Source organism: Streptosporangium sp. NPDC004379, from assembly GCF_042873875.1.
Lineage (GTDB): Bacteria > Actinomycetota > Actinomycetes > Streptosporangiales > Streptosporangiaceae > Streptosporangium.
On sequence record NZ_JBIAMC010000018.1, the window covers coordinates 127,320 to 144,864 of the forward strand.

Annotated in this window: 16 protein-coding genes; 11 read left to right on the plus strand and 5 right to left on the minus strand. The window is 73.4% G+C overall.

What is annotated here, in order from left to right:
* Positions 1-13 precede the first annotated feature (13 nt).
* From ACFYSC_RS30860 to rox, 9 genes are all read left to right on the plus strand, one after another.
* The gene (locus ACFYSC_RS30860) at positions 14-802 is read left to right on the plus strand and encodes an ATP-binding cassette domain-containing protein (RefSeq protein WP_362944339.1); all 789 of its coding nucleotides are present in this window, start codon (positions 14-16) and stop codon (positions 800-802) included.
* Positions 799-2,034, plus strand: coding sequence for a sugar ABC transporter permease (locus ACFYSC_RS30865; RefSeq protein WP_389968651.1), 1,236 nt, complete (start codon positions 799-801; stop codon positions 2,032-2,034). The genes ACFYSC_RS30860 and ACFYSC_RS30865 overlap by 4 nt, the downstream gene beginning before the upstream one ends.
* Entirely contained in the window at positions 2,034-3,521 is a 1,488-nt protein-coding gene (locus tag ACFYSC_RS30870; protein WP_389968653.1) for an FGGY family carbohydrate kinase, read from the plus strand. Before ACFYSC_RS30865 ends, ACFYSC_RS30870 begins: the two co-directional genes overlap by 1 nt.
* Positions 3,518-5,008 (plus strand): FGGY-family carbohydrate kinase, encoded by a 1,491-nt coding sequence (locus tag ACFYSC_RS30875; RefSeq protein ID WP_389968655.1) that lies wholly within the window; start codon positions 3,518-3,520, stop codon positions 5,006-5,008. The genes ACFYSC_RS30870 and ACFYSC_RS30875 overlap by 4 nt, the downstream gene beginning before the upstream one ends.
* Entirely contained in the window at positions 5,005-5,619 is a 615-nt protein-coding gene (locus ACFYSC_RS30880) for a histidine phosphatase family protein (RefSeq protein WP_362944331.1), read from the plus strand. The genes ACFYSC_RS30875 and ACFYSC_RS30880 overlap by 4 nt, the downstream gene beginning before the upstream one ends.
* Complete coding sequence (locus ACFYSC_RS30885) at positions 5,616-6,635, plus strand: 2-hydroxyacid dehydrogenase (protein WP_389968657.1); 1,020 nt, start codon at positions 5,616-5,618, stop codon at positions 6,633-6,635. Before ACFYSC_RS30880 ends, ACFYSC_RS30885 begins: the two co-directional genes overlap by 4 nt.
* 91 nt (positions 6,636-6,726) lie before the next feature.
* Positions 6,727-7,566 (plus strand): helix-turn-helix domain-containing protein, encoded by an 840-nt coding sequence (locus tag ACFYSC_RS30890; RefSeq protein WP_389968659.1) that lies wholly within the window; start codon positions 6,727-6,729, stop codon positions 7,564-7,566.
* 66 nt (positions 7,567-7,632) lie between these two features.
* The gene (locus ACFYSC_RS30895; RefSeq protein ID WP_389968661.1) at positions 7,633-8,214 is read left to right on the plus strand and encodes a dihydrofolate reductase family protein; all 582 of its coding nucleotides are present in this window, start codon (positions 7,633-7,635) and stop codon (positions 8,212-8,214) included.
* A gap of 459 nt (positions 8,215-8,673) precedes the next feature.
* A complete protein-coding gene (rox, locus tag ACFYSC_RS30900) occupies positions 8,674-10,098 on the plus strand; it encodes a rifampin monooxygenase (protein WP_389968673.1) in 1,425 nt (474 codons plus the stop codon).
* Between the two features lie 130 nt (positions 10,099-10,228).
* On the opposite strand, the gene ACFYSC_RS30905 is transcribed toward rox, so the two are convergent.
* Genes ACFYSC_RS30905 through ACFYSC_RS30925 form a run of 5 tightly spaced genes read right to left on the minus strand, consistent with a single transcriptional unit; the run spans position 10,229 to position 15,225 of the window.
* Entirely contained in the window at positions 10,229-11,041 is an 813-nt protein-coding gene (locus ACFYSC_RS30905) for a serine hydrolase (protein ID WP_389968663.1), read from the minus strand.
* Positions 11,038-12,642, minus strand: coding sequence for an amidohydrolase family protein (locus tag ACFYSC_RS30910; RefSeq protein ID WP_389968664.1), 1,605 nt, complete (start codon positions 12,640-12,642; stop codon positions 11,038-11,040). Before ACFYSC_RS30910 ends, ACFYSC_RS30905 begins: the two co-directional genes overlap by 4 nt.
* The gene (locus ACFYSC_RS30915; protein ID WP_389968675.1) at positions 12,639-13,391 is read right to left on the minus strand and encodes an amino acid ABC transporter ATP-binding protein; all 753 of its coding nucleotides are present in this window, start codon (positions 13,389-13,391) and stop codon (positions 12,639-12,641) included. Before ACFYSC_RS30915 ends, ACFYSC_RS30910 begins: the two co-directional genes overlap by 4 nt.
* Before the next feature lie 23 nt (positions 13,392-13,414).
* Positions 13,415-14,353 (minus strand): amino acid ABC transporter permease, encoded by a 939-nt coding sequence (locus ACFYSC_RS30920; RefSeq protein WP_362947287.1) that lies wholly within the window; start codon positions 14,351-14,353, stop codon positions 13,415-13,417.
* Complete coding sequence (locus ACFYSC_RS30925) at positions 14,344-15,225, minus strand: ABC transporter substrate-binding protein (protein ID WP_389968666.1); 882 nt, start codon at positions 15,223-15,225, stop codon at positions 14,344-14,346. Before ACFYSC_RS30925 ends, ACFYSC_RS30920 begins: the two co-directional genes overlap by 10 nt.
* A 145-nt stretch (positions 15,226-15,370) precedes the next feature.
* On the opposite strand from ACFYSC_RS30925, the gene lysA reads away from it, so the two are divergent.
* Positions 15,371-16,651, plus strand: a complete 1,281-nt coding sequence (gene lysA, locus ACFYSC_RS30930; protein WP_389968667.1) for a diaminopimelate decarboxylase — start codon at positions 15,371-15,373, stop codon at positions 16,649-16,651.
* Positions 16,652-17,026: 375 nt separating this feature from the next.
* On the plus strand, positions 17,027-17,227 hold the full coding sequence (locus ACFYSC_RS30935) for an MbtH family protein (protein ID WP_389968669.1): 201 nt from the start codon (positions 17,027-17,029) through the stop codon (positions 17,225-17,227).
* Positions 17,228-17,545: the final 318 nt, after the last annotated feature.

Consider the following 17,545-nt stretch of genomic DNA (forward strand, 5'->3'; position numbering starts at 1 on the left):
TCCAGGAGCCCCTTTGTCCGCCACCCAGCAAGCAGACAGCGTCCTGTCCCTGCGCGGGATCAGCAAGACCTTCGGCGCGGTCGCCGCGCTCACCGGCATCGACCTCGATGTGGCGGCGGGTCAGGTCGTGGCCGTCGTCGGGGACAACGGCGCCGGCAAGTCGACGCTGGTGAAGATCCTGTCGGGTGTGCACCCGCCGGACTCGGGCACGATCACCTTCGACGCGAAGACCGTCGGCATCCCGAGCCCGGCGGCCGCCCACCGGCTCGGCATCGCCACCGTCTTCCAGGACCTCGCGCTGTGCGAGAACCTCAACGTGATCCAGAACCTCTTCCTGGGGCAGGAGATCCGCCCGCTCCGGCTGAACGACGTGGCGATGGAGACGCGCTCGTGGGAGCTGCTCCGCCAGCTGTCGGCGAAGATCCCCAGCGTCCGGGTGCCGGTGGCGTCGCTGTCGGGCGGCCAGCGGCAGACCGTCGCGATCGCCAGGTCGCTGCTCGGCGACCCGAAGATCATCATTCTCGACGAGCCGACCGCGGCCCTGGGCGTCGCGCAGACGGCCGAGGTGCTCAACCTCGTCGAGCGGCTCCGGGAGAACGGCCTGGGCGTCATCATGATCAGCCACAACATGGCGGACGTGAAGGCGGTCGCCGACACCGTGGCCGTGCTGCGGCTGGGCCGCAACAACGGGGTGTTCGACGTGGACGACGTCTCGGTCGAGGACATCATCGCCGCCATCACCGGCGCCGCCGACAACGCGGTGTCGCAGCGCCGGGCGCGCCGCAAGGAGGGGCTCTCATGACCACCACGCTCGCCACCGACCGCCAGGACGAGCGGTTACGGAGCCGCGAGGGGCTGCGCGGCGCGCTCACCGACGTGATCGAGCGGGCCCGCGGCGGCGATCTCGGCGTGATCCCGGTCCTGGTCGGCCTCGTCGTGATCTGGGCCGTGCTGCAGATCCTCAACCCGGTCTTCCTGTCCAGCACCAACCTGGTCAACCTCACGCTGGAGTCGGCCGCGGTCGGCGTCATCGCGCTCGGCATCGTGTGCGTGCTGCTGGTCGGGCAGATCGACCTGTCGGTCGGCTCGGTCAGCGGCCTGTCCGGCGCGGTGCTGGCGGTGCTGTTCGTCGGCAGAGGGCTGCCGCTCTGGGCGGCCGTCCTGGCGGCGGTCGCGATGAGCGCGGCGATCGGCTGGGTGTACGCCCAGCTGTTCAACCGCTTCGGGGTGCCGAGCTTCGTCATCACGCTGGCCGGCCTGCTGGCCTTCCTCGGCCTCCAGCTGTACGTGCTGGGCACCAAGGGGTCGATCAACCTGCCGTTCGACTCGGCCCTGGTGAACTTCGCGCAGCTGGCCTTCGTGCCGCAGTGGCTGTCGTACGTCTTCGCGGTCGTCGCCGCGGCCTGGCTGTTCGCCACCGGCTACCTGCACGCCCGGGAGCGCCGCCTGGCGGGCCTGTCATCCCGGACCACCTCCATGCTGGCCGTACGGAGCCTAGCGCTGCTGGCGGTGCTGGCGTTCGTGGTCTGGTACCTCGGGCGGACCCGCGGCGTCGGCTGGATGTTCGTCCTGTTCGTCGCGCTGGTACTGGTCATGCACTACCTGCTGTCACGTACGAAGTGGGGCAGGTCGGTCTACGCCGTCGGCGGCAACGTCGAGGCGGCGCGGCGGGCCGGCATCAACGTCCGGGCCGTCTACACCTCGGCGTTCATGCTGTGCTCCTCCTTCGCCGCGGTGGGCGGCATCCTCGCCGCCGCCCGGCTGGCCGCCGCCAACCAGAGCAGCGGCGCCGGCGACGTGAACCTCAACGCCATCGCCGCCGCCGTGATCGGCGGGACGAGCCTGTTCGGCGGGCGCGGCACCGCGTTCGGCGCGCTGCTCGGCATGATCGTCATCCAGTCGATCTCCAGCGGCCTGACGCTGCTGAACCTCGACTCCTCCATCCGGTTCGTCGTGACGGGCGTGGTGCTGCTGCTGGCCGTGGTCGTCGACTCGGCCGCGCGCAGGTCCCGGACCTCCCACGGGCGGGCCTGATGGCGGCCATCTGCGTCGACGCCGGCACCACGGTGGTCAAGGCGGTCGGCTACGACGAAGCGGGAGCGGAGATCGCGGTCGCCCGGCAGGAGACCGGCGTGTCCCGGCCCGCGCCCGGCCACGCCGAACAGGACATGAACACGGTCTGGGCGGCGGTCGCGCACACGGTGCGCGCGGTCGCCGGCCGCCTCGCCGGCGCCTCGGCCGGCGCCGTCGACTTCGTCGCGGTCACCGCCCAGGGCGACGGCGCCTGGCTCGTCGGATCCGACGGCGAGCCGACCGGGCCGGCGATCCTGTGGAACGACGGCCGGGCCGCGTCCGCGGTGGACGCCTGGAACCGCTCCGGCGCGGCCGAGCGGGCCTTCCGCGTCAACGGCTCCGCCGCCGCCTCGGGGCTGCCGCACGCGATCCTCACCTGGCTGCGGGAGCACGACCCCGAGCGGCTGGAACGCTCGGCGGCCCTGCTGACCTGCGGCGGCTGGATCTTCTCCCGGCTGACCGGGGAGGTCGCCGCCGACGAGTCCGACGCCTCGGCGCCGTTCATGGACCTGCGCGCCCGCGCCTACTCCCCCGAGCTGCTGGCGTCGTTCGGCCTGGAGTGGGCCGCGCGGCTGCTGCCCGAGCCGCGCGGCGACGCGCACCGCGTCGCCGCGCTCACCACGTCCGCCGCCGCGTCGCTGGGCCTGCCCGCCGGGACCCCGGTCGTGATGGCCCCCTACGACATCGTCTCCACCGCCGTCGGGGCGGGCGCGGTGGGCGAGGGCCGGGCGTGCAGCATCCTGGGCACCACGCTGTGCACCGAGACCATCGTCGCCGAACCCGACCTGGACGGCCCCGCCGTGGGCATCACGATCGCGGCCCCCGGCGGCTACCTGCGGGCCTTCCCCACCTTCGCCGGGGTCGAGGTGATCAACTGGGTCTGTCGCCTGCTCGGGCTGCCCGGCCCGGCCGCCCTCGGCGAGCTGGCCGCGGCGAGCCCGCCGGGCGCGGGCGGCCTGGCGTTCCTGCCCTACCTGTCCCCGGCCGGGGAACGGGCACCGTTCTGCGACCCGCTCGCCCGGGGCTCCTTCCTGGGCATGTCGTTCGACCACGACCGCGGGCACATCGCCCGCGCCGTGTTCGAGGGCCTCACGTTCGTCGTCCGCGACTGCCTGGACGCCTTCGGCCCCGGCGTGCGGGAGCTGCGGGTGTGCGGCGGCGGCTCTGCGAGCGACCTGTGGCTGCGGATGATCGCCGACGTCACCGGCCTGCCGGTGCTGCGGCCGGCCGACGCCGAGGTCGGCGCCCGCGGCGCCTTCCTGGTCGGTCTGACCGCGACGGGCGCCGCCGCCGATCTGGAGGAGGCGGCCGGGCGCCACGTGCGGCTGCGCGACGCCGTACGGCCGCGGCTCGGCTCCTACGAGACGCTCTACCGGGACTTCCTCGCGTTGCGTGAGACCGCCGCCCGGTCCTGGCCGCTGCTCGCCGAGACCCGGAGCCGCTCATGAGCACCTGGATCGGCGTGGATCTCGGCACGCAGAGCGTGCGCGTGATGGCCGTCACCGGGGACGGCCGGGTGCTCGGCGCGGCGAGCAGGCCGCTGACCAGCCGCCGTGACGGCCCCCGGCACGAACAGGATCCCGAGGGGTGGTGGGAGGCGCTGGCCGCCGCCTCCCGCGAGGCGATGCGCGACGTGCCGCCGGGACCCGTCGGCGGTGTGGCGGTGGACGCCACCTCCGGCACGATCCTGCTCACCGGCGGCGACGGCCGGCCGCTCACCCCCGGGTTGATGTACGACGACCGGCGGGCGGCCGGCGAGGTCGACCGGGTCAACGACGTCGGCGCGCACGTGTGGGACCGGCTCGGCTACCGCCGCATGCAGGCCAACTGGGCGCTGCCGAAGCTGCTGTGGCTGCTGCGCGACGCCCCGGCCGGGGCGCGACTGGCGCACCAGAACGACTTCGTCAACCGCCGCCTGACGGGCCGGCCGGTCGCCACCGACCTGAGCAACGCGCTGAAGACGGGCGTGGACCTGATCGACGAGCGCTGGCCGTCCGACGTCCTGGACGCCCTCGGCGTCCCCGCCTCCGTGCTGCCCGGCGTGGTACGGCCCGGCACCGTGCTCGGGGAGGTCTGCGCGGAGGCCGCCGAGGCCACCGGCGTCCCGGCGGGCACGCCGGTGGTCGCCGGGACCACCGACGGGTGCGCGGCCCAGCTCGGCGCGGGCGCCCTCACGCCCGGCAGCTGGAACTCGGTGATGGGCACCACGCTGGTGCTCAAGGGCGTCACCCGGGAGCTGGTCCACGACCCGCTGGGCGTCGTCTACTCCCACCGTGCCCCGGACGGCTCGTGGCTGCCGGGCGGCGCGTCCAGCACCGGCGCGGGCGTGCTGGCCCGCGACCTGGCCGGGCGCGACCTCGACGCGCTCAGCCGGCTGGCCGCCGGGCGCTTCGAATCCGGCGGCGCCGGAGCCGGCCCGCCCGCCGGTCCGTCCATCCGCCCGCCCGCCGACCCGTCCGCCACCGTCTACCCGCTGGTCTCCCGCGGCGAGCGGTTCCCGTTCGCCGCGCCGGAGGCGGAGGGCTTCACCCTCGGCCGCCTCGGCGACGACGTCGACCGCTACGCCGCGATCCTGCGCGGCGCCGCCTACATCGAGCGGCTCTGCTTCGACTACCTCGACCTGCTCGGCGCCCCGGTGGACGGTGAGATCGTGCTGACCGGCGGCGCGACCCGCAGCTCCTACTGGAACCGCGTCAGGGCCGCCGTGCTGGGCCGGCCGGTGACCCTGCGGGAGAACGCCGAGCCCGCGCTCGGCATGGCCGTACTCGCCGCCGGGCCCGCCTCCGCGGCCCGGATGATCCGCACCCGCGAGGTCGTCGAACCCGGAGGTGAGGACCTGCGCGAGCACTACCTGCGGTTCGTCGCCGAACTGGAGGACCGCGGCTGGCTGCCCCCGGAGGCCGCCGCCCACGCCCGGAAGAGGAGCGCCCGATGACCCGGCTCGTACTGGCCCGCCACGGCGAGACCGTCTGGCACGCCGAGAACCGCTACGCCGGCGTCACCGACGTCGAGCTGACCCCGCGCGGCCACGAGCAGGCCGGGCGGCTGGCCGCCTGGTCGGCCGAGGCCGGGCTGTCCGCCGTCTGGACGTCCACGCTGAGCCGGGCCCGGATCACCGCCGAGGCGAGCGCCGAGGCGGCGGGCGTCGAGCCGCGGACGGACGCCCGGCTGCGCGAACTCGACTTCGGCCGCGGCGAGGGGCTGACCTCCGCGGAGATGCACGAGCGCTTCCCCGAGGCCCGCGCCGCCTTCGAGGCCGACCCGGCCGCCTGCCCGCTGCCCGGGGGCGAGGACCCCGCGGAGGCCGCAGACCGGTTCACCGCCGCCCTGCGCGACATCGCCGCCGCCCACCCCGGCGGGCGGGTGCTGGCCGTCGCCCACACGACCGTCATCAGGCTCGCCCTGTGCGGGCTCATCGGGGTGCCGCTCGGTTCCTACCGGCGGCTCTTCCCGCGCCTGGACAACTGCGCCGTCACCGAGCTCCGCCTCGACGGCGGGCAGGTCGCGATCCTGCAGTTCAACTCTCCGATCGGAGCCGTTCGTTGACCGTCCGAATCCTTGCCGCCGGTGACCACTTCGTGCGCAGCGACCTCCTGGTGGACGCGCTCCGGCAGGTGGTCCCCGGGGACGCCGACATCCGCGAGCTGACCCTGCCGTGGCCGGTCGTGCCGTTCGGGCGGGTGGGCGAGGTCGACGAGGCGTCCGACGTGGAGGAGGAGCTGATCGAGGCGCTGCGCGGCGTGGAGGTCTGCGTGACCCAGATGGCCCCGCTGACCAAGCGGGTCCTCGCCGCCTGCCCCGACCTGAGATTGTTCTGCGTCAGCCGGGGCGGCCCGGTCAACGCCAACCTCCAGGCCGCCGCCGAGGCCGGGGTGACCGTCACGTTCGCGCCCGGCCGCAACGCGGTCGCCACCGCCGAGCACACGCTGGCCATGCTGCTGGCCGCCACCCGCCGCATCCCGCAGACCAACGCCGACCTCGCCCGGGGCGTGTGGCGGGGCGACTACTACGTGTACGACCAGGTCGGCCCGGAGCTGGAGGGCGGCACGGTCGGCCTGGTCGGCTACGGCGCGATCGGCAGCCGGGTGGCCCGCATGCTGGAGGGGTTCGGCGCCGAGGTGCTGGTGTACGACCCCTACGTCACCGGCGTCCCCGGCCAGGTGGGGCTGGAGGAGCTGCTCGGCCGCTCTCGCTTCGTGTCCCTGCACGCCCGGGTCACCCCGGAGACCACCGGCATGATCGACGCGGAGCGGATCGCGCTGATGCCCGCCGGCTCGGTGCTGGTCAACTGCGCCCGCGGCGCGCTGCTCGACTACGACGCCCTGTGCGACGCCCTGGACTCCGGCCACCTGTTCGGCGCCGCGGTGGACGTCTTCCCCACCGAGCCCATCCCCGAGGGGTCCCGCCTGCTGACCACGCCCAACCTGGTGATGACCCCGCACCTGGCGGGGGCCAGCAAGGAGACGGCGGCCAAGGCGGCGCGGATCGTCGCCGACGACGTCGCCCGCTACCTGCGCGGCGAGCCGGTCGCCCACCACGCCAACCCCGCCGCCTCCTCCTGAGGCGCCGCCGTGGAGCCGGGGAGCCGGTAAGACTCGCGCGGCCGGGTACACGTGATCAGGTTCGCCCGGGGGCGTCGGCGATACTGGGGGCGTGGAGTACGTGTCCAGAGTGCCGCGACCGCCGCTGGACGGGCTGATCGACGACCTTTACTACCTGGAGGGTGCGCCGCCGTACGCCCGGCTGACGCTGCCGCCGGGGCCGTCGGCGTTGCTCGTCGTCAACCTCGGGGCGCCGTTCCGCATCCGCGCCGGCACCGAGATCGAGACGGCCGAGTACGCCGACGGCTGCGTGGTCACCATGCCCACCCGCGCCTTCGAGTTCGGCTATCCGCCGGAGACCCGGTCCGTCGGCGTGCACTTCAAACCGTGGGGGCCGGCGCCGTTCCTGCCGATGCCCGCGGCCGAGCTGTGCGACCGGCCGGTGACGGTGGAGCAGGTCTGGGGCCGGCCCGCCGTCGCCGAGCTGCGAGACCGGCTGGCCGCGGCGGCCGGTCCGCACGAGATGCTGACGCTGCTCGAGGAGGAGCTGATGCGACGGCTGCGCGAGACCGCCGGCCTGGGGCTGGTCCGCCGTACGAGCGGCGTCATCGCGGCGACCGGCGGGGCGGTGGCGATCGGCGACCTGAGCGTGGCGGCCGGTGTCAGCGGCACTCATCTGGCACGGCGGTTCAAGGAGCTCATCGGCGTCACGCCGAAGCGGCTGGCCCGCACCTACCGCTTCGCCGCCACCGTGTTCGCGATCGACCCCGCCGGACCGATCGACTGGGGCGACCTCGCCGGTGGCGCGGGCTACTTCGACCAGGCCCACTTCGGCCACGAGTTCCGGGCGTTCACCGGGCTCACGCCGACCCGCTACGTCGAGGTCCGGCGGCGGTTCCTGCGCGAACATCCCGGTCACGCGCTGGACGGCTGGCCGCTGCCGGCCGATTGATTTCTTACAAGAGCGACAGCTCACGACACGCTAGTTTGGGGCACCCCGAAGCAGAGGAGATGCCCCGTGGGCAAGGTGGTCATGTACGGCTCGGTGTCGGTGGACGGCTTCGTCGCGGACGAGGATGACCAGCCCGGACCGCTGTTCGACTGGTTGTCCAACGGTGACGTCCCGTTGGACGGGAGCGGCGAGCTGAAGGTGTCGCAGACGTCCTACGACCACACCCGGCCGTACTGGGACCGGATCGGCGTCACGATCGTCGGCCGCCACGTCTTCGACATGACGGACGGCTGGGACGGGAAACCTCCGGGCGGCATCGCTCACGTGGTCGTCGTGTCGCACCGGCCGATGCCCGAGGGCTGGGACCCCGAGGCGCCGTTTCACTTCGCCGACGGCGTCGAGGCGGCCATGGCCAAGGCGCAGGAGCTCGCGGGTGACCGCATCGTCGAGGTCGCCGCCGGCGACGTCGGTGGCCAGGTGCTCGCCGCGGGCCTGGTCGACGAGGTGCGCATGGACGTCGTACCGGTCGTGTTCGGGTCCGGCAAGCGCTACTTCGGGCCGATCGACGCGCAGCACCTGCTGGAGGATCCTGACGTGGTGATTCAGGGCGACCGGGTGCTTCACCTGCGCTATCGGGTGCGCCGTTGACCGATCTGAGCGGCCGTCTCCCCACCGGGCGGCAGGGTCGCCTCCGGACCGGGCGGACTCGATCGCGCACACCCGGCCGCACGGGTCCTGACGACACCCCGGCCGCTACGGCGGCGCCGCCGTGGAGCCGGTGCGGCCGGGCCGCCGGAGCCGTGATCGCGCGGCCGGGAAAAGAGCTGGACGGCACGACCCCCGGGCTTGTAACTTTCCTTCGACCGTGACACCGCCCGAGGAGGTGAGACCCATGAACGCTGTATCGATGTGGGTGCTCTCCCTTCCCGTCGCGGTCGGGCGATCGACGTAGGTGTCGCCGGGAGCGCCTCGATGACAAGGCACTCCCGAAAGGCAACACCTGTGAACTCCCCGCGATTCACCACCGGGCCGTCGTCGGACGACACGGCCGGGCACGACGCCCCCGGACTCCGCCCGTCGGCCTCCGGCGCCGACCGCACGCCCCCCGTGTTCGACGTGATCATCGCCGGGTGCGGGCCGACCGGTGCGATGCTGGCCGCCGAACTGCGGCTGCACGATGTACGGGTGCTCGTCCTGGAGAAGGAGACCGAGCCCGCGTCGTCCGTCCGCATCGTCAGCCTGCACATCCGCAGCCTCGAACTGATGGCGATGCGCGGGCTGCTGGAACGCCTCCTCCCGCATGGGAGACGGCGTCCGGCCGCCGGTTTCTTCGCCGCCATCGACAAGCCCGTGCCCGAGGGCTTGGATTCCGCGTACGCCTATCTGCTGGGGATCCCGCAACCGGTCATCGTCCGCCTGCTCGAAGAGCACGCGATCGGACTGGGCGCGCGGGTCCGGCACGGATGCGCGGTGACCGGTCTCGAACAGGACGGCGAGGGCGTGACCGTCGAACTGGCCGGCGGGGAACGGCTGCGGTCGCGCTACCTCGTCGGCTGTGACGGCGCGCGCAGCACGGTGCGCGGACTGCTCGGTGTCGGCTTCCCCGGCGAGCCCTCGCGGGCCGACACGCTGATGGGCGAGATGGAGGTGGGCGTGCCGCAGGAGGAGATCGCCGCCGTGACGGCCGGGATCCGCGAGACCCATCGGCGGTTCTGGCTGCGGCCCTTCGGCGGAGGGAGCTACAGCGTCCTGGTCCCCGCCGAGGGGGTCGGCGACCGCGCGGAACCGCCCACCCTCCAGGAGTTCAGGCAAGCGCTGCGCGCCGTCGCCGGAACCGATTTCGGTGTGCACTCCCCGCGCTGGGTGTCCCGTTTCGGGGACGCCACCCGGCTGGCCGAGCGGTATCGGGCCGGGCGGGTGCTGCTGGCCGGCGACGCGGCGCACATCCACCCGCCCATCGGCGGTCAGGGCCTCAACCTGGGCGTTCAGGACGCGTTCAATCTCGGCTGGAAGCTGGCAGCGCAGGTCCGCGGCTGGGCGCCGGAGACGCTGCTGGACACCTACGAGGCCGAGCGCCATCCGGTCGCCGAGGAGGTGCTGGACAACACCCGCGCCCAGACGGAGCTGCTGTCCGACGAGCCGGGTCCGCGGGCCGTGCGCAGGCTGCTCACCGAACTGATGGACTTCAACGAGGTGAACCGCCATCTGATCGAGAAGATCGCCGCGATCGGCGTCCGCTACGACTTCGGCGAAGGCCCCGACCTGCTCGGCCGCCGCCTGCGCGACATCGACGTGGAACAGGGCCGTCTCTACGACCTGCTGCACCGCGGCCGCGGCCTGCTGCTGGACCGCACCGGACGCCTGACCGCCGGCGGCTGGTCGGACCGGGTCGACCACCTCGCCGATCCCATCGCGGCGCTGGACGTCCCGTGCGTCCTGCTGCGCCCCGACGGCCACGTCGCGTGGATCGGCGACGACCAGCGGGATCTGGACGCCCACCTCGCCCGCTGGTTCGGCGAGCCCGTCGGCTGATTCCGCCTGAGCGGGCGTCCGTTCGACCGGGTCGCCGCCGGAACACGGTCCGGCCCTCCTCGCGGGCCCGGACGCCCGGATCCCCCGTCACGGGGGATCCGGGCGTCCGGATCCTCCCCGGGCGGCCCCCTCAGAGGGTGAGGCCCGCCAGGCGGGCGACGGACAGGCCCGCCCGGCGGGCGCTCCGCACCAGGGCGTGCTCGCTCCCGGCGGGCCCGTTGGCCACCACGGCGTAGCCGATGCGCCGCTCCGGGCCGATCATGACGCCCACGTCGGCGCGCACGCCGGTGTCGGTGCCGGTCTTGTTGGCCACCCAGACCATCCCGCGCGGGGGCGCGGCGGGGATCTCGCGGTCCTCGGGCTCGTGCGGCAGCAGCGCGGGCACCAGGCTCCGGTCGGTGTTGTGCGCCATCCAGCGCAGCATGATCCGGCTCCACTCCTCCGTGCCGTCGAGCCGGTCGGCGAACCGGGCCAGCTCGCCGGCCGTGCCGAGGGCGAAGGCCGGCGGGTGCGACGGCAGCCGGGGCTCACGGATCCGGTCCAGGACGCGGGTGCGCGTGAACCCCAGCCCGATCGCGGCCTCGGCGACCCGGTCCAGGCCGATGCGGCGCAGCAGCGCGTTGGTGGCGGTGTTGTCGCTCACCGAGGCGACCAGCACCGCGAGGTCCCCGGCCGTCCAGAGGTCGCCGGACAGCGAGCCCAGCAGGCCGGAGCCGCCGCAGCGGTCGCCGGGGCGGATCTCCACGGGCTCGGCCGGATCCAGCGCGCCGGCGGCGATGCCCCGGGCCGCCGCGGCCAGCAGCAGCAGCTTGCCGGTGCTGGCCAGGACCAGTTCGGCGTCCTCGTGGCGGGAGATCAGGCCGGGCACGGACACCGCGACGGTGCCCGGCCCGTCCAGGTCCTCCAGGTCGTCTCTCATCAGGTCCTCCGCGTCGTCTGTCATACCGCCAGCACCGTCCCCGGCCGGGCGCCGGTCCCGGCGCCGTCCCGGACCACCGTCTCACCGGCGACGAGCACCGCGTGGACGCCCGCCGGAGGCAGCAGCGGGTCGGCGAAGGTGGCGCCGTCGGCGACCGTACCGGGGTCGAAGACGACCAGGTCGGCGTGGGCGCCGTCGGCGATCACGCCGCGCCCGGTCAGCCCGAACCGCGCCGCCGCCATGCCGGTCATCTTGTGCACCGCCGCGGGCAGGCCGAGCAGCCCCAGCTCCCGGACGTAGCGGCCCAGGACCCGGGGGAACGTCCCCGCCCAGCGCGGGTGGGGGCGGCCGCCGGGCTTGGGGACGCCGTCGGAGCCGATCATCGAGTACGGCGCCGCCAGCACCCGCCGCACGTCGTCCTCGATCATCGAATGGCTGATGATGGTGACCTCGCCCTGCTCGGCCACGAGCAGGGCGGCGGCCACGTCGAGGGGGTCCTGGCCGCGGGCGGCGGCCAGCTCGGCGATCGTGTGCCCCTCCGTCTCGGAGTGGCGGGGCGCGCAGGCGACCGAGATGCGGTCCCACCCGCCGTTGCCGACGGTGTTCTCCCAGCCGGGCACGCCCTCGGCGATGGCCCTGCGCATCAGGTCGCGCTGGCCGGGGTCGGTCAGGCGCGCCGTGAGCGCGGCGACCCCTCCCTCGGAGGCCCAGGGCGGGAGCATCGCGGCCAGCGCCGTGCTCCCCGCAGTATAGGGATACACGTCACATGTGACATCTGTTCCCTCGGCGCGCAGTGCGGCGATCCGGGGCAGGGTCCGCTCGGTCCGCCCCCAGGCGTACTTCCCGGCGGTCTTGTGGTGGGAGACGTGCAGCGCCGCGCCGCTGCCGCGGGCGATCTCCACGGCCTCCTCCAGCGCCTCCTCCACCCGGGACATCTCGTCACGCAGGTGGGTGACGTACGGCTTGCCGTGCCGGGCGGCGACGGCCGCGAGCGCGGTCACCTCGCCGGTGCCGGCGTAGGTTCCGGGGGTGTAGATGAGGCCGGTGGACAGTCCCGCGGCGCCGGCCGCCAGGGCCCGGTCCAGCAGCGCGCACATGGTCTTCAGCTCGCCGGCGGTGGCGGGCCGGTCCACCGGTCCCATCACCCCCGAGCGCAGCGTGCCGTGCCCGACCAGCGAGGCCAGGTGGTTGGCGCGGGGCACGGCGGCGTGCGCGGCGGCGAACCCGCCGAAGTCCTCGTACATCCCGACGTCGCCGCCGAAGGAGACGCGGGCCTCGGCGCGCATCGCGGCCAGCCGTTCCGGCAGCGCGGGAAAGAGGCTGGAGCCGCAGTTGCCGCAGATCTCGACGGTGACGCCCTGCAGCACGGAGGCGCCGGCCAGGTCGCGGCCCGCCTCGCCGCCGATGAGGGTGACGCCGTCGGAGTGGGTGTGCACGTCGATGAAGCCGGGCGCGACGGCCAGGCCGGTGACGTCGCGGACCTCCCGGGCCCCGGCGCGGGAGCCGGGCGGCAGGACGGTGAGGCGGCCGGCGCGGACGCCGACGTCGGCGTGCCGGGCCGCGTCGGGTCCGGCGGTGCCGTCGATCACCAGGCCGCCGGTCAGCAGCAGGTCGAGGCCGCTCACAGCACCTGCCCCAGGAAGGCGCGGAAGCGCTCGTGGCGGGGGGCGGCGAGCACCTCGCGGGGGTTGCCGCGCTCGACGACCACTCCCCCGTCGATGAAGATCAGGTCGTCGCCGACCTCGCGGGCGAAGCCCATCTCGTGGGTCACCACCATCATGGTCATGCCGCTGGCGGCCAGGTCGCGCATGACCGCGAGGACCTCCTGGACCAGCTCGGGGTCGAGGGCGCTGGTCGGCTCGTCGAAGAGCATCAGCTTGGGGTCCATGGCCAGGCTGCGGGCGATCGCGACCCGCTGCTGCTGGCCGCCGGACAGCTGGGCCGGGTAGTGGCCGGCGCGGTCGGCCAGGCCGACGCGTTCCAGCAGCTCCATCGCGCGGACGCGGGCCCTGGCCCTGGGGACGCGCCTGACCACGACGGGGCCCTCCATGACGTTCTCCAGCGCGGTGCGGTGCGGGAACAGGTGGAAGCGCTGGAAGACCATGCCGATGTCCTGCTGCTGGCGGGACAGGGCGGCGGGACTGAGGTGGTGCAGCCTGCCGTCGCGCTCGGCGTAGCCGATGAGGTCGCCGTCGACCCAGATGCGGCCGGAGTCGATGGTCTCCAGCCGGTTGACGCAGCGCAGCAGCGTCGACTTCCCGGACCCCGAGGGGCCGACGACGCAGACCACGCCGCCCTCGGGCACGTCCAGGCTGATGCCCTTGAGCACCTCGACCGAGCCGAAGCACTTGCGCACCGAGCGGATCCGCACCATGGGCCTGGCGCCGGTTTCGGTCGTCACGCGTTCCCCCTGCCGAACGGCCGCAGGTTGCGGCGGATCCTCGTCGGCAGCGCGTGGTGGCCGCGCTCGAAGCGCTTCTCGATGAAGTGCTGGCCGACGCTCGCGATGGTGGTGAGCACCATGTACCAGATGGAGGCCACGATCAGCATCGCGATGACCTCGAAGTTGCCCAGGTAGATGCGCTGGGAGACGGTCAGCAGCTCGGCTCCGGCGATGACCGAGACCATCGAGGTGGTCTTGAGCATCGAGATGAACTGGTTGCCGGTGGGCGGGACGATCACCCTCATCGCCTGGGGCAGCACGACCCGGCGCAGCACCTGCCGGTGCGACATGCCGAGCGACTCGGCCGCCTCGCGCTGGCCGGGGTCCACCGAGCGGATGCCCGCCCGGACGATCTCCGCCATGTAGGCGCCCTCGTTGATGCCGAGGCCGAGCAGGGCCGCGGTGAAGGGGGTGATCAGCTCGTTGGCCTGCCACTCGACCAGCTTGGGGCCGCCGAAGGGGACGCCGATGCCGAAGGCGGGGAAGACCAGGCCGATGTTGAACCAGAAGATGAGCTGGACCAGCAGCGGGGTGCCGCGGAAGAACCAGGTGTACAGGGCGGAGGCGCCCCGCAGGACGCCGCTGCCGGACAGCTGCATCACCGCGGCGAGGACGCCCAGGGCCAGGCCGATGGCCATCGACAGCACGGTGAGCTGGATGGTGACCCACAGGCCGCCCAGGACCCGGCCGTCGCCGAGGTGGGCGACGACGACGTCCCAGTGCAGGTTCTCGTTGACGATGATCGTGTAGGCGAGCCAGACCAGGACGAGCCCGGCGGCGAGCGCCGCGACCCACCGGCCGGGCCGGGGCGGGCGGATCGCGTCGATGGGCAGGTCGGGCTCCTGGCCGGCCGCGGTGTTCCCGGCGGTCCCGGGGCTCTGGGTCACTTCCACGGCTTGGTGTTCACCATGGCCTCGGGGACGGCGTTGGCGGCCACGCCGTACTCCTCCAGGATCTTCCGGTAGCCGCCGTCGGCGATCAGCTCCTGCATGGCCTTGGCCACGGCGTCGCGCAGACCGGTGTTGCGCTTGTCGATCGCGATGCCCCAGGGGCCGGCGTCGTACTGCTCGGACAGCACGTCGTACTTGCCGGTCTCCTTGGCGTACATCGCCGCGACGGGCGAGTCGACGATGGTGGCGACGGCCCGGCCGGAGTCGATGCTCAGCAGGCCGGTGGGGGCGTCCTCACTCTGCATGATCTTCATCTTGTCGGCGCACTTCTCGTCCTGGCGCTGGCCGATGGCGAGGTTGGAGCTGCCCTTGGCCAGTACGACGGTCCGGCCGCACAGGTCCGGAAGGGTCTTGATGCCCTCGGGGTTGCCCTTCTTGACCATGATGGCGCCGCCGGCGTTGAAGTAGTCGACGAAGTCGACGGCCGCGCGGCGCTCCTCGGTGTCGCTCATCGAGGACATCGCGATGTCCCAGTTGCCCGCCTGGAGACCGGGGATGAGGCCGTCGAAGGCGGCGTTGGTCACCTTGGCCTTGAGGCCGAGCTTGGCGGCGATGGCGGCGGCCAGGTCGGGGTCGACGCCGGTGAGCTCCTGGGTGCCCTTCTTGTACATCTCCATGGGCGGGTAGCCCTCCGAGGTCGCCATCCGGAGCTCGCCGGCCTTGCGCACCGCCTCGGGCACCAGGTCCTTGGCCGACTTGCCGGCCGCCGCCGCGGCGCCGCCCGTGTCGCTCCCCGACGACGAGCGCCCGCAGCCGCCGGCGAGTGCCGAGACGACCAACGCGGCAGCAACGACTGAATACAGGCGCTTTGTCACGGAACCTCCTGCTTTGCGAATAGTGCAGCTCATGGTGCCGATGGCGGATAACGGCCCGAACACACCTGAATGCTTGCGAGCCTGAGCCACGGAATATTCGATGCTCCGGCCGTACGGCCTCCGCCCGGCCCTACCGTCGTCACCCATGAGCCTGGTGATCGAAAGCGGCTGGCCGCGCACCGCGGAGTGGACCGGCGGCGAGCTGCGCCTCGGCGGGATCGGCGTGCGCGACCTGGCCGCCGAGTTCGGAACGCCCGCCTACGTCCTCGACGAGGAGGAGTTCCTCACCCGCTGCGCGCTGTGGCGCGACGCCCTGCCCGACGGGGAGGTGCACTACGGCGGCAAGGCGTTCCTGTGCCCCGAGGTGGTGCGCTGGCTGGACGCCGCCGGGCTCTGCCTCGACGTGTGCACCGGCGGCGAGCTGGCCGTCGCCATGGCCGGGGGCATGGACCCGGCGCGGGTGGTCTTCCACGGCAACAACAAGTCCGTCGCCGAGCTGCGCCGCGCCGTCGCCTGGGGCGTCGGCTGCGTGGTCGTGGACTCCTTCACCGAGATCGAGCGGCTCGCCGCCCTGGCCGCCGGAGCCGGGACGCGCCAGCGGGTGATGATCCGCGTCACCCCGGGCGTCACGGCCCACACCCACGAGTTCATCGCCACCGGCGGCGACGACTCGAAGTTCGGCTTCTCGCTGAACGCCGGCCTGGCCGCCGAGGCGGTCCGCCGCGTCCTGGCCGAGGACTCACTGGAGCTGGCCGGCCTGCACTCCCACATCGGCTCGCAGATCACCGACCTCGGCGGCTTCACCCTGGCCGCCGGCCGGATGGCCGCCTTCCTGGCGGCCTGCGAGGACGAGCACGGCGTGACCATCCCCAAGCTGGACCTGGGCGGCGGCCTGGGCATCGTGCACCGGCCGGGCGACCCGGCCCCGCCGAGCCCCGCCGAGGTGGTCGCCGCGCTGCGCGAGGCCGTGCCCGCCCGGGTACGGCTCGCCGTCGAGCCGGGCCGCTCCGTCGCCGGGCCCACCGCCGTCGCCCTCTACGAGGTCGGCACCGTCAAGGACATCCCCGGCGTGCGGACCTACGTCAGCGTGGACGGCGGGATGAGCGACAACCCGCGCCCGGCGATGTACGGCGCCGCCTACACCGCCGTCCTGGCCTCCCGCGCCTCCGACGCCCCGCAGCGACCGGTCACCGTGGTCGGCAGGCACTGCGAGAGCGGCGACGTGCTCGTCCGCGATCTGCCGCTGCCGGCCGACGTACGGCCGGGCGACCTGCTGGCGATCCCCGCCTCGGGCGCCTACCAGCGGTCGATGGCCAGCAACTACAACCACGTGACCAGGCCGCCGGTGATCGCGGTGCGCGACGGGGCGGCGCGGGTGATCGTGCGCCGCGAGACCGAGGAGGACCTGCTGCGCCTCTACGTCTGAGCGGGGTCAGCCGCCCGGTCAGGGCCCGGCGCCCGGCCGGGAACCCGCTCCCGGCCGCCGCGCCGCGTCCGGCCGGACGCGTGACCGGGGTCGCGGGCCGGGACCTCGGCGTACGCGGGCATGCGGCGGCGAGGTATGGTCGATCATGGTCGTTCCCCCGTCTTCTACCGGTCATTCCCGGCATATCGGGATCTTGTGGTTTTCATCCGGCGCTGTCAAGGGTTGACAGCGCCGGAGCCTTGAACGGCATACTCCGGATTCGCACTGATCGATATCAGGGCACGCGTATCTGGCCATCGCCGGACCCTGCGTGGTACCACTGCGTCCGATCGGCTGAATGACACGGACGACCACACCCGACGGCACGGAGTTCTCATGAGCAATCCGTTCGAAGACGAAGACGGCCGCTATCTCGTCCTGGTCAACGGCGAGGGGCAGCACTCCCTCTGGCCGCTCTCCATCGACGTCCCGGACGGCTGGGAGGTCGCGCACGGCGAGGACGGCCGGCAGGGCTGTCTCGACTTCATCAACGCGCACTGGACCGACATGCGGCCGCGCGGCCTTTCCGGAGCCTGAGCCGGCCGGACCCACGCGTCCGCCCGGCATGCCAGCCGTTCCCCCGGTCTCCACCGAGCCGATTTCCCACCCAGCCGATCTTCACCGGGCGCGGACCCGCGCTCCGCGGTCCAGGTCCGTGCCTCTCGGGCCATGAGAAGTCTCCCTCTCCGCAGGTCCATCGTCGTACCTAAAAGCCGGAGTTTTCATGAAATTTCCTTCTTTATCGGGCAATCTCGCCGAGCTGTTCGAGGCGCGGGTCGCGGCGGACCCGGACGCCGAGGCGGTGGTCTGCGGCGAGGTCCGCCTGAGCGCGGCCGAGCTCAACGGCCGGGCCAA

Excerpts from the sequence above, each read along its gene's own strand:
- ACFYSC_RS30865 (WP_389968651.1), top strand. The coding sequence starts at position 799 with ATGACCACCACGCTCGCCACCGACCGCCAGGACGAGCGGTTACGGAGC.
- ACFYSC_RS30870 (WP_389968653.1), top strand. The coding sequence starts at position 2,034 with ATGGCGGCCATCTGCGTCGACGCCGGCACCACGGTGGTCAAGGCGGTC.
- ACFYSC_RS30875 (WP_389968655.1), top strand. The coding sequence starts at position 3,518 with ATGAGCACCTGGATCGGCGTGGATCTCGGCACGCAGAGCGTGCGCGTG.
- ACFYSC_RS30880 (WP_362944331.1), top strand. The coding sequence starts at position 5,005 with ATGACCCGGCTCGTACTGGCCCGCCACGGCGAGACCGTCTGGCACGCC.
- ACFYSC_RS30905 (WP_389968663.1), bottom strand. The coding sequence starts at position 11,041 with ATGACAGACGACGCGGAGGACCTGATGAGAGACGACCTGGAGGACCTG.
- ACFYSC_RS30915 (WP_389968675.1), bottom strand. The coding sequence starts at position 13,391 with ATGGTGCGGATCCGCTCGGTGCGCAAGTGCTTCGGCTCGGTCGAGGTG.
- lysA (WP_389968667.1), top strand. The coding sequence starts at position 15,371 with ATGAGCCTGGTGATCGAAAGCGGCTGGCCGCGCACCGCGGAGTGGACC.
- ACFYSC_RS30935 (WP_389968669.1), top strand. The coding sequence starts at position 17,027 with ATGAGCAATCCGTTCGAAGACGAAGACGGCCGCTATCTCGTCCTGGTC.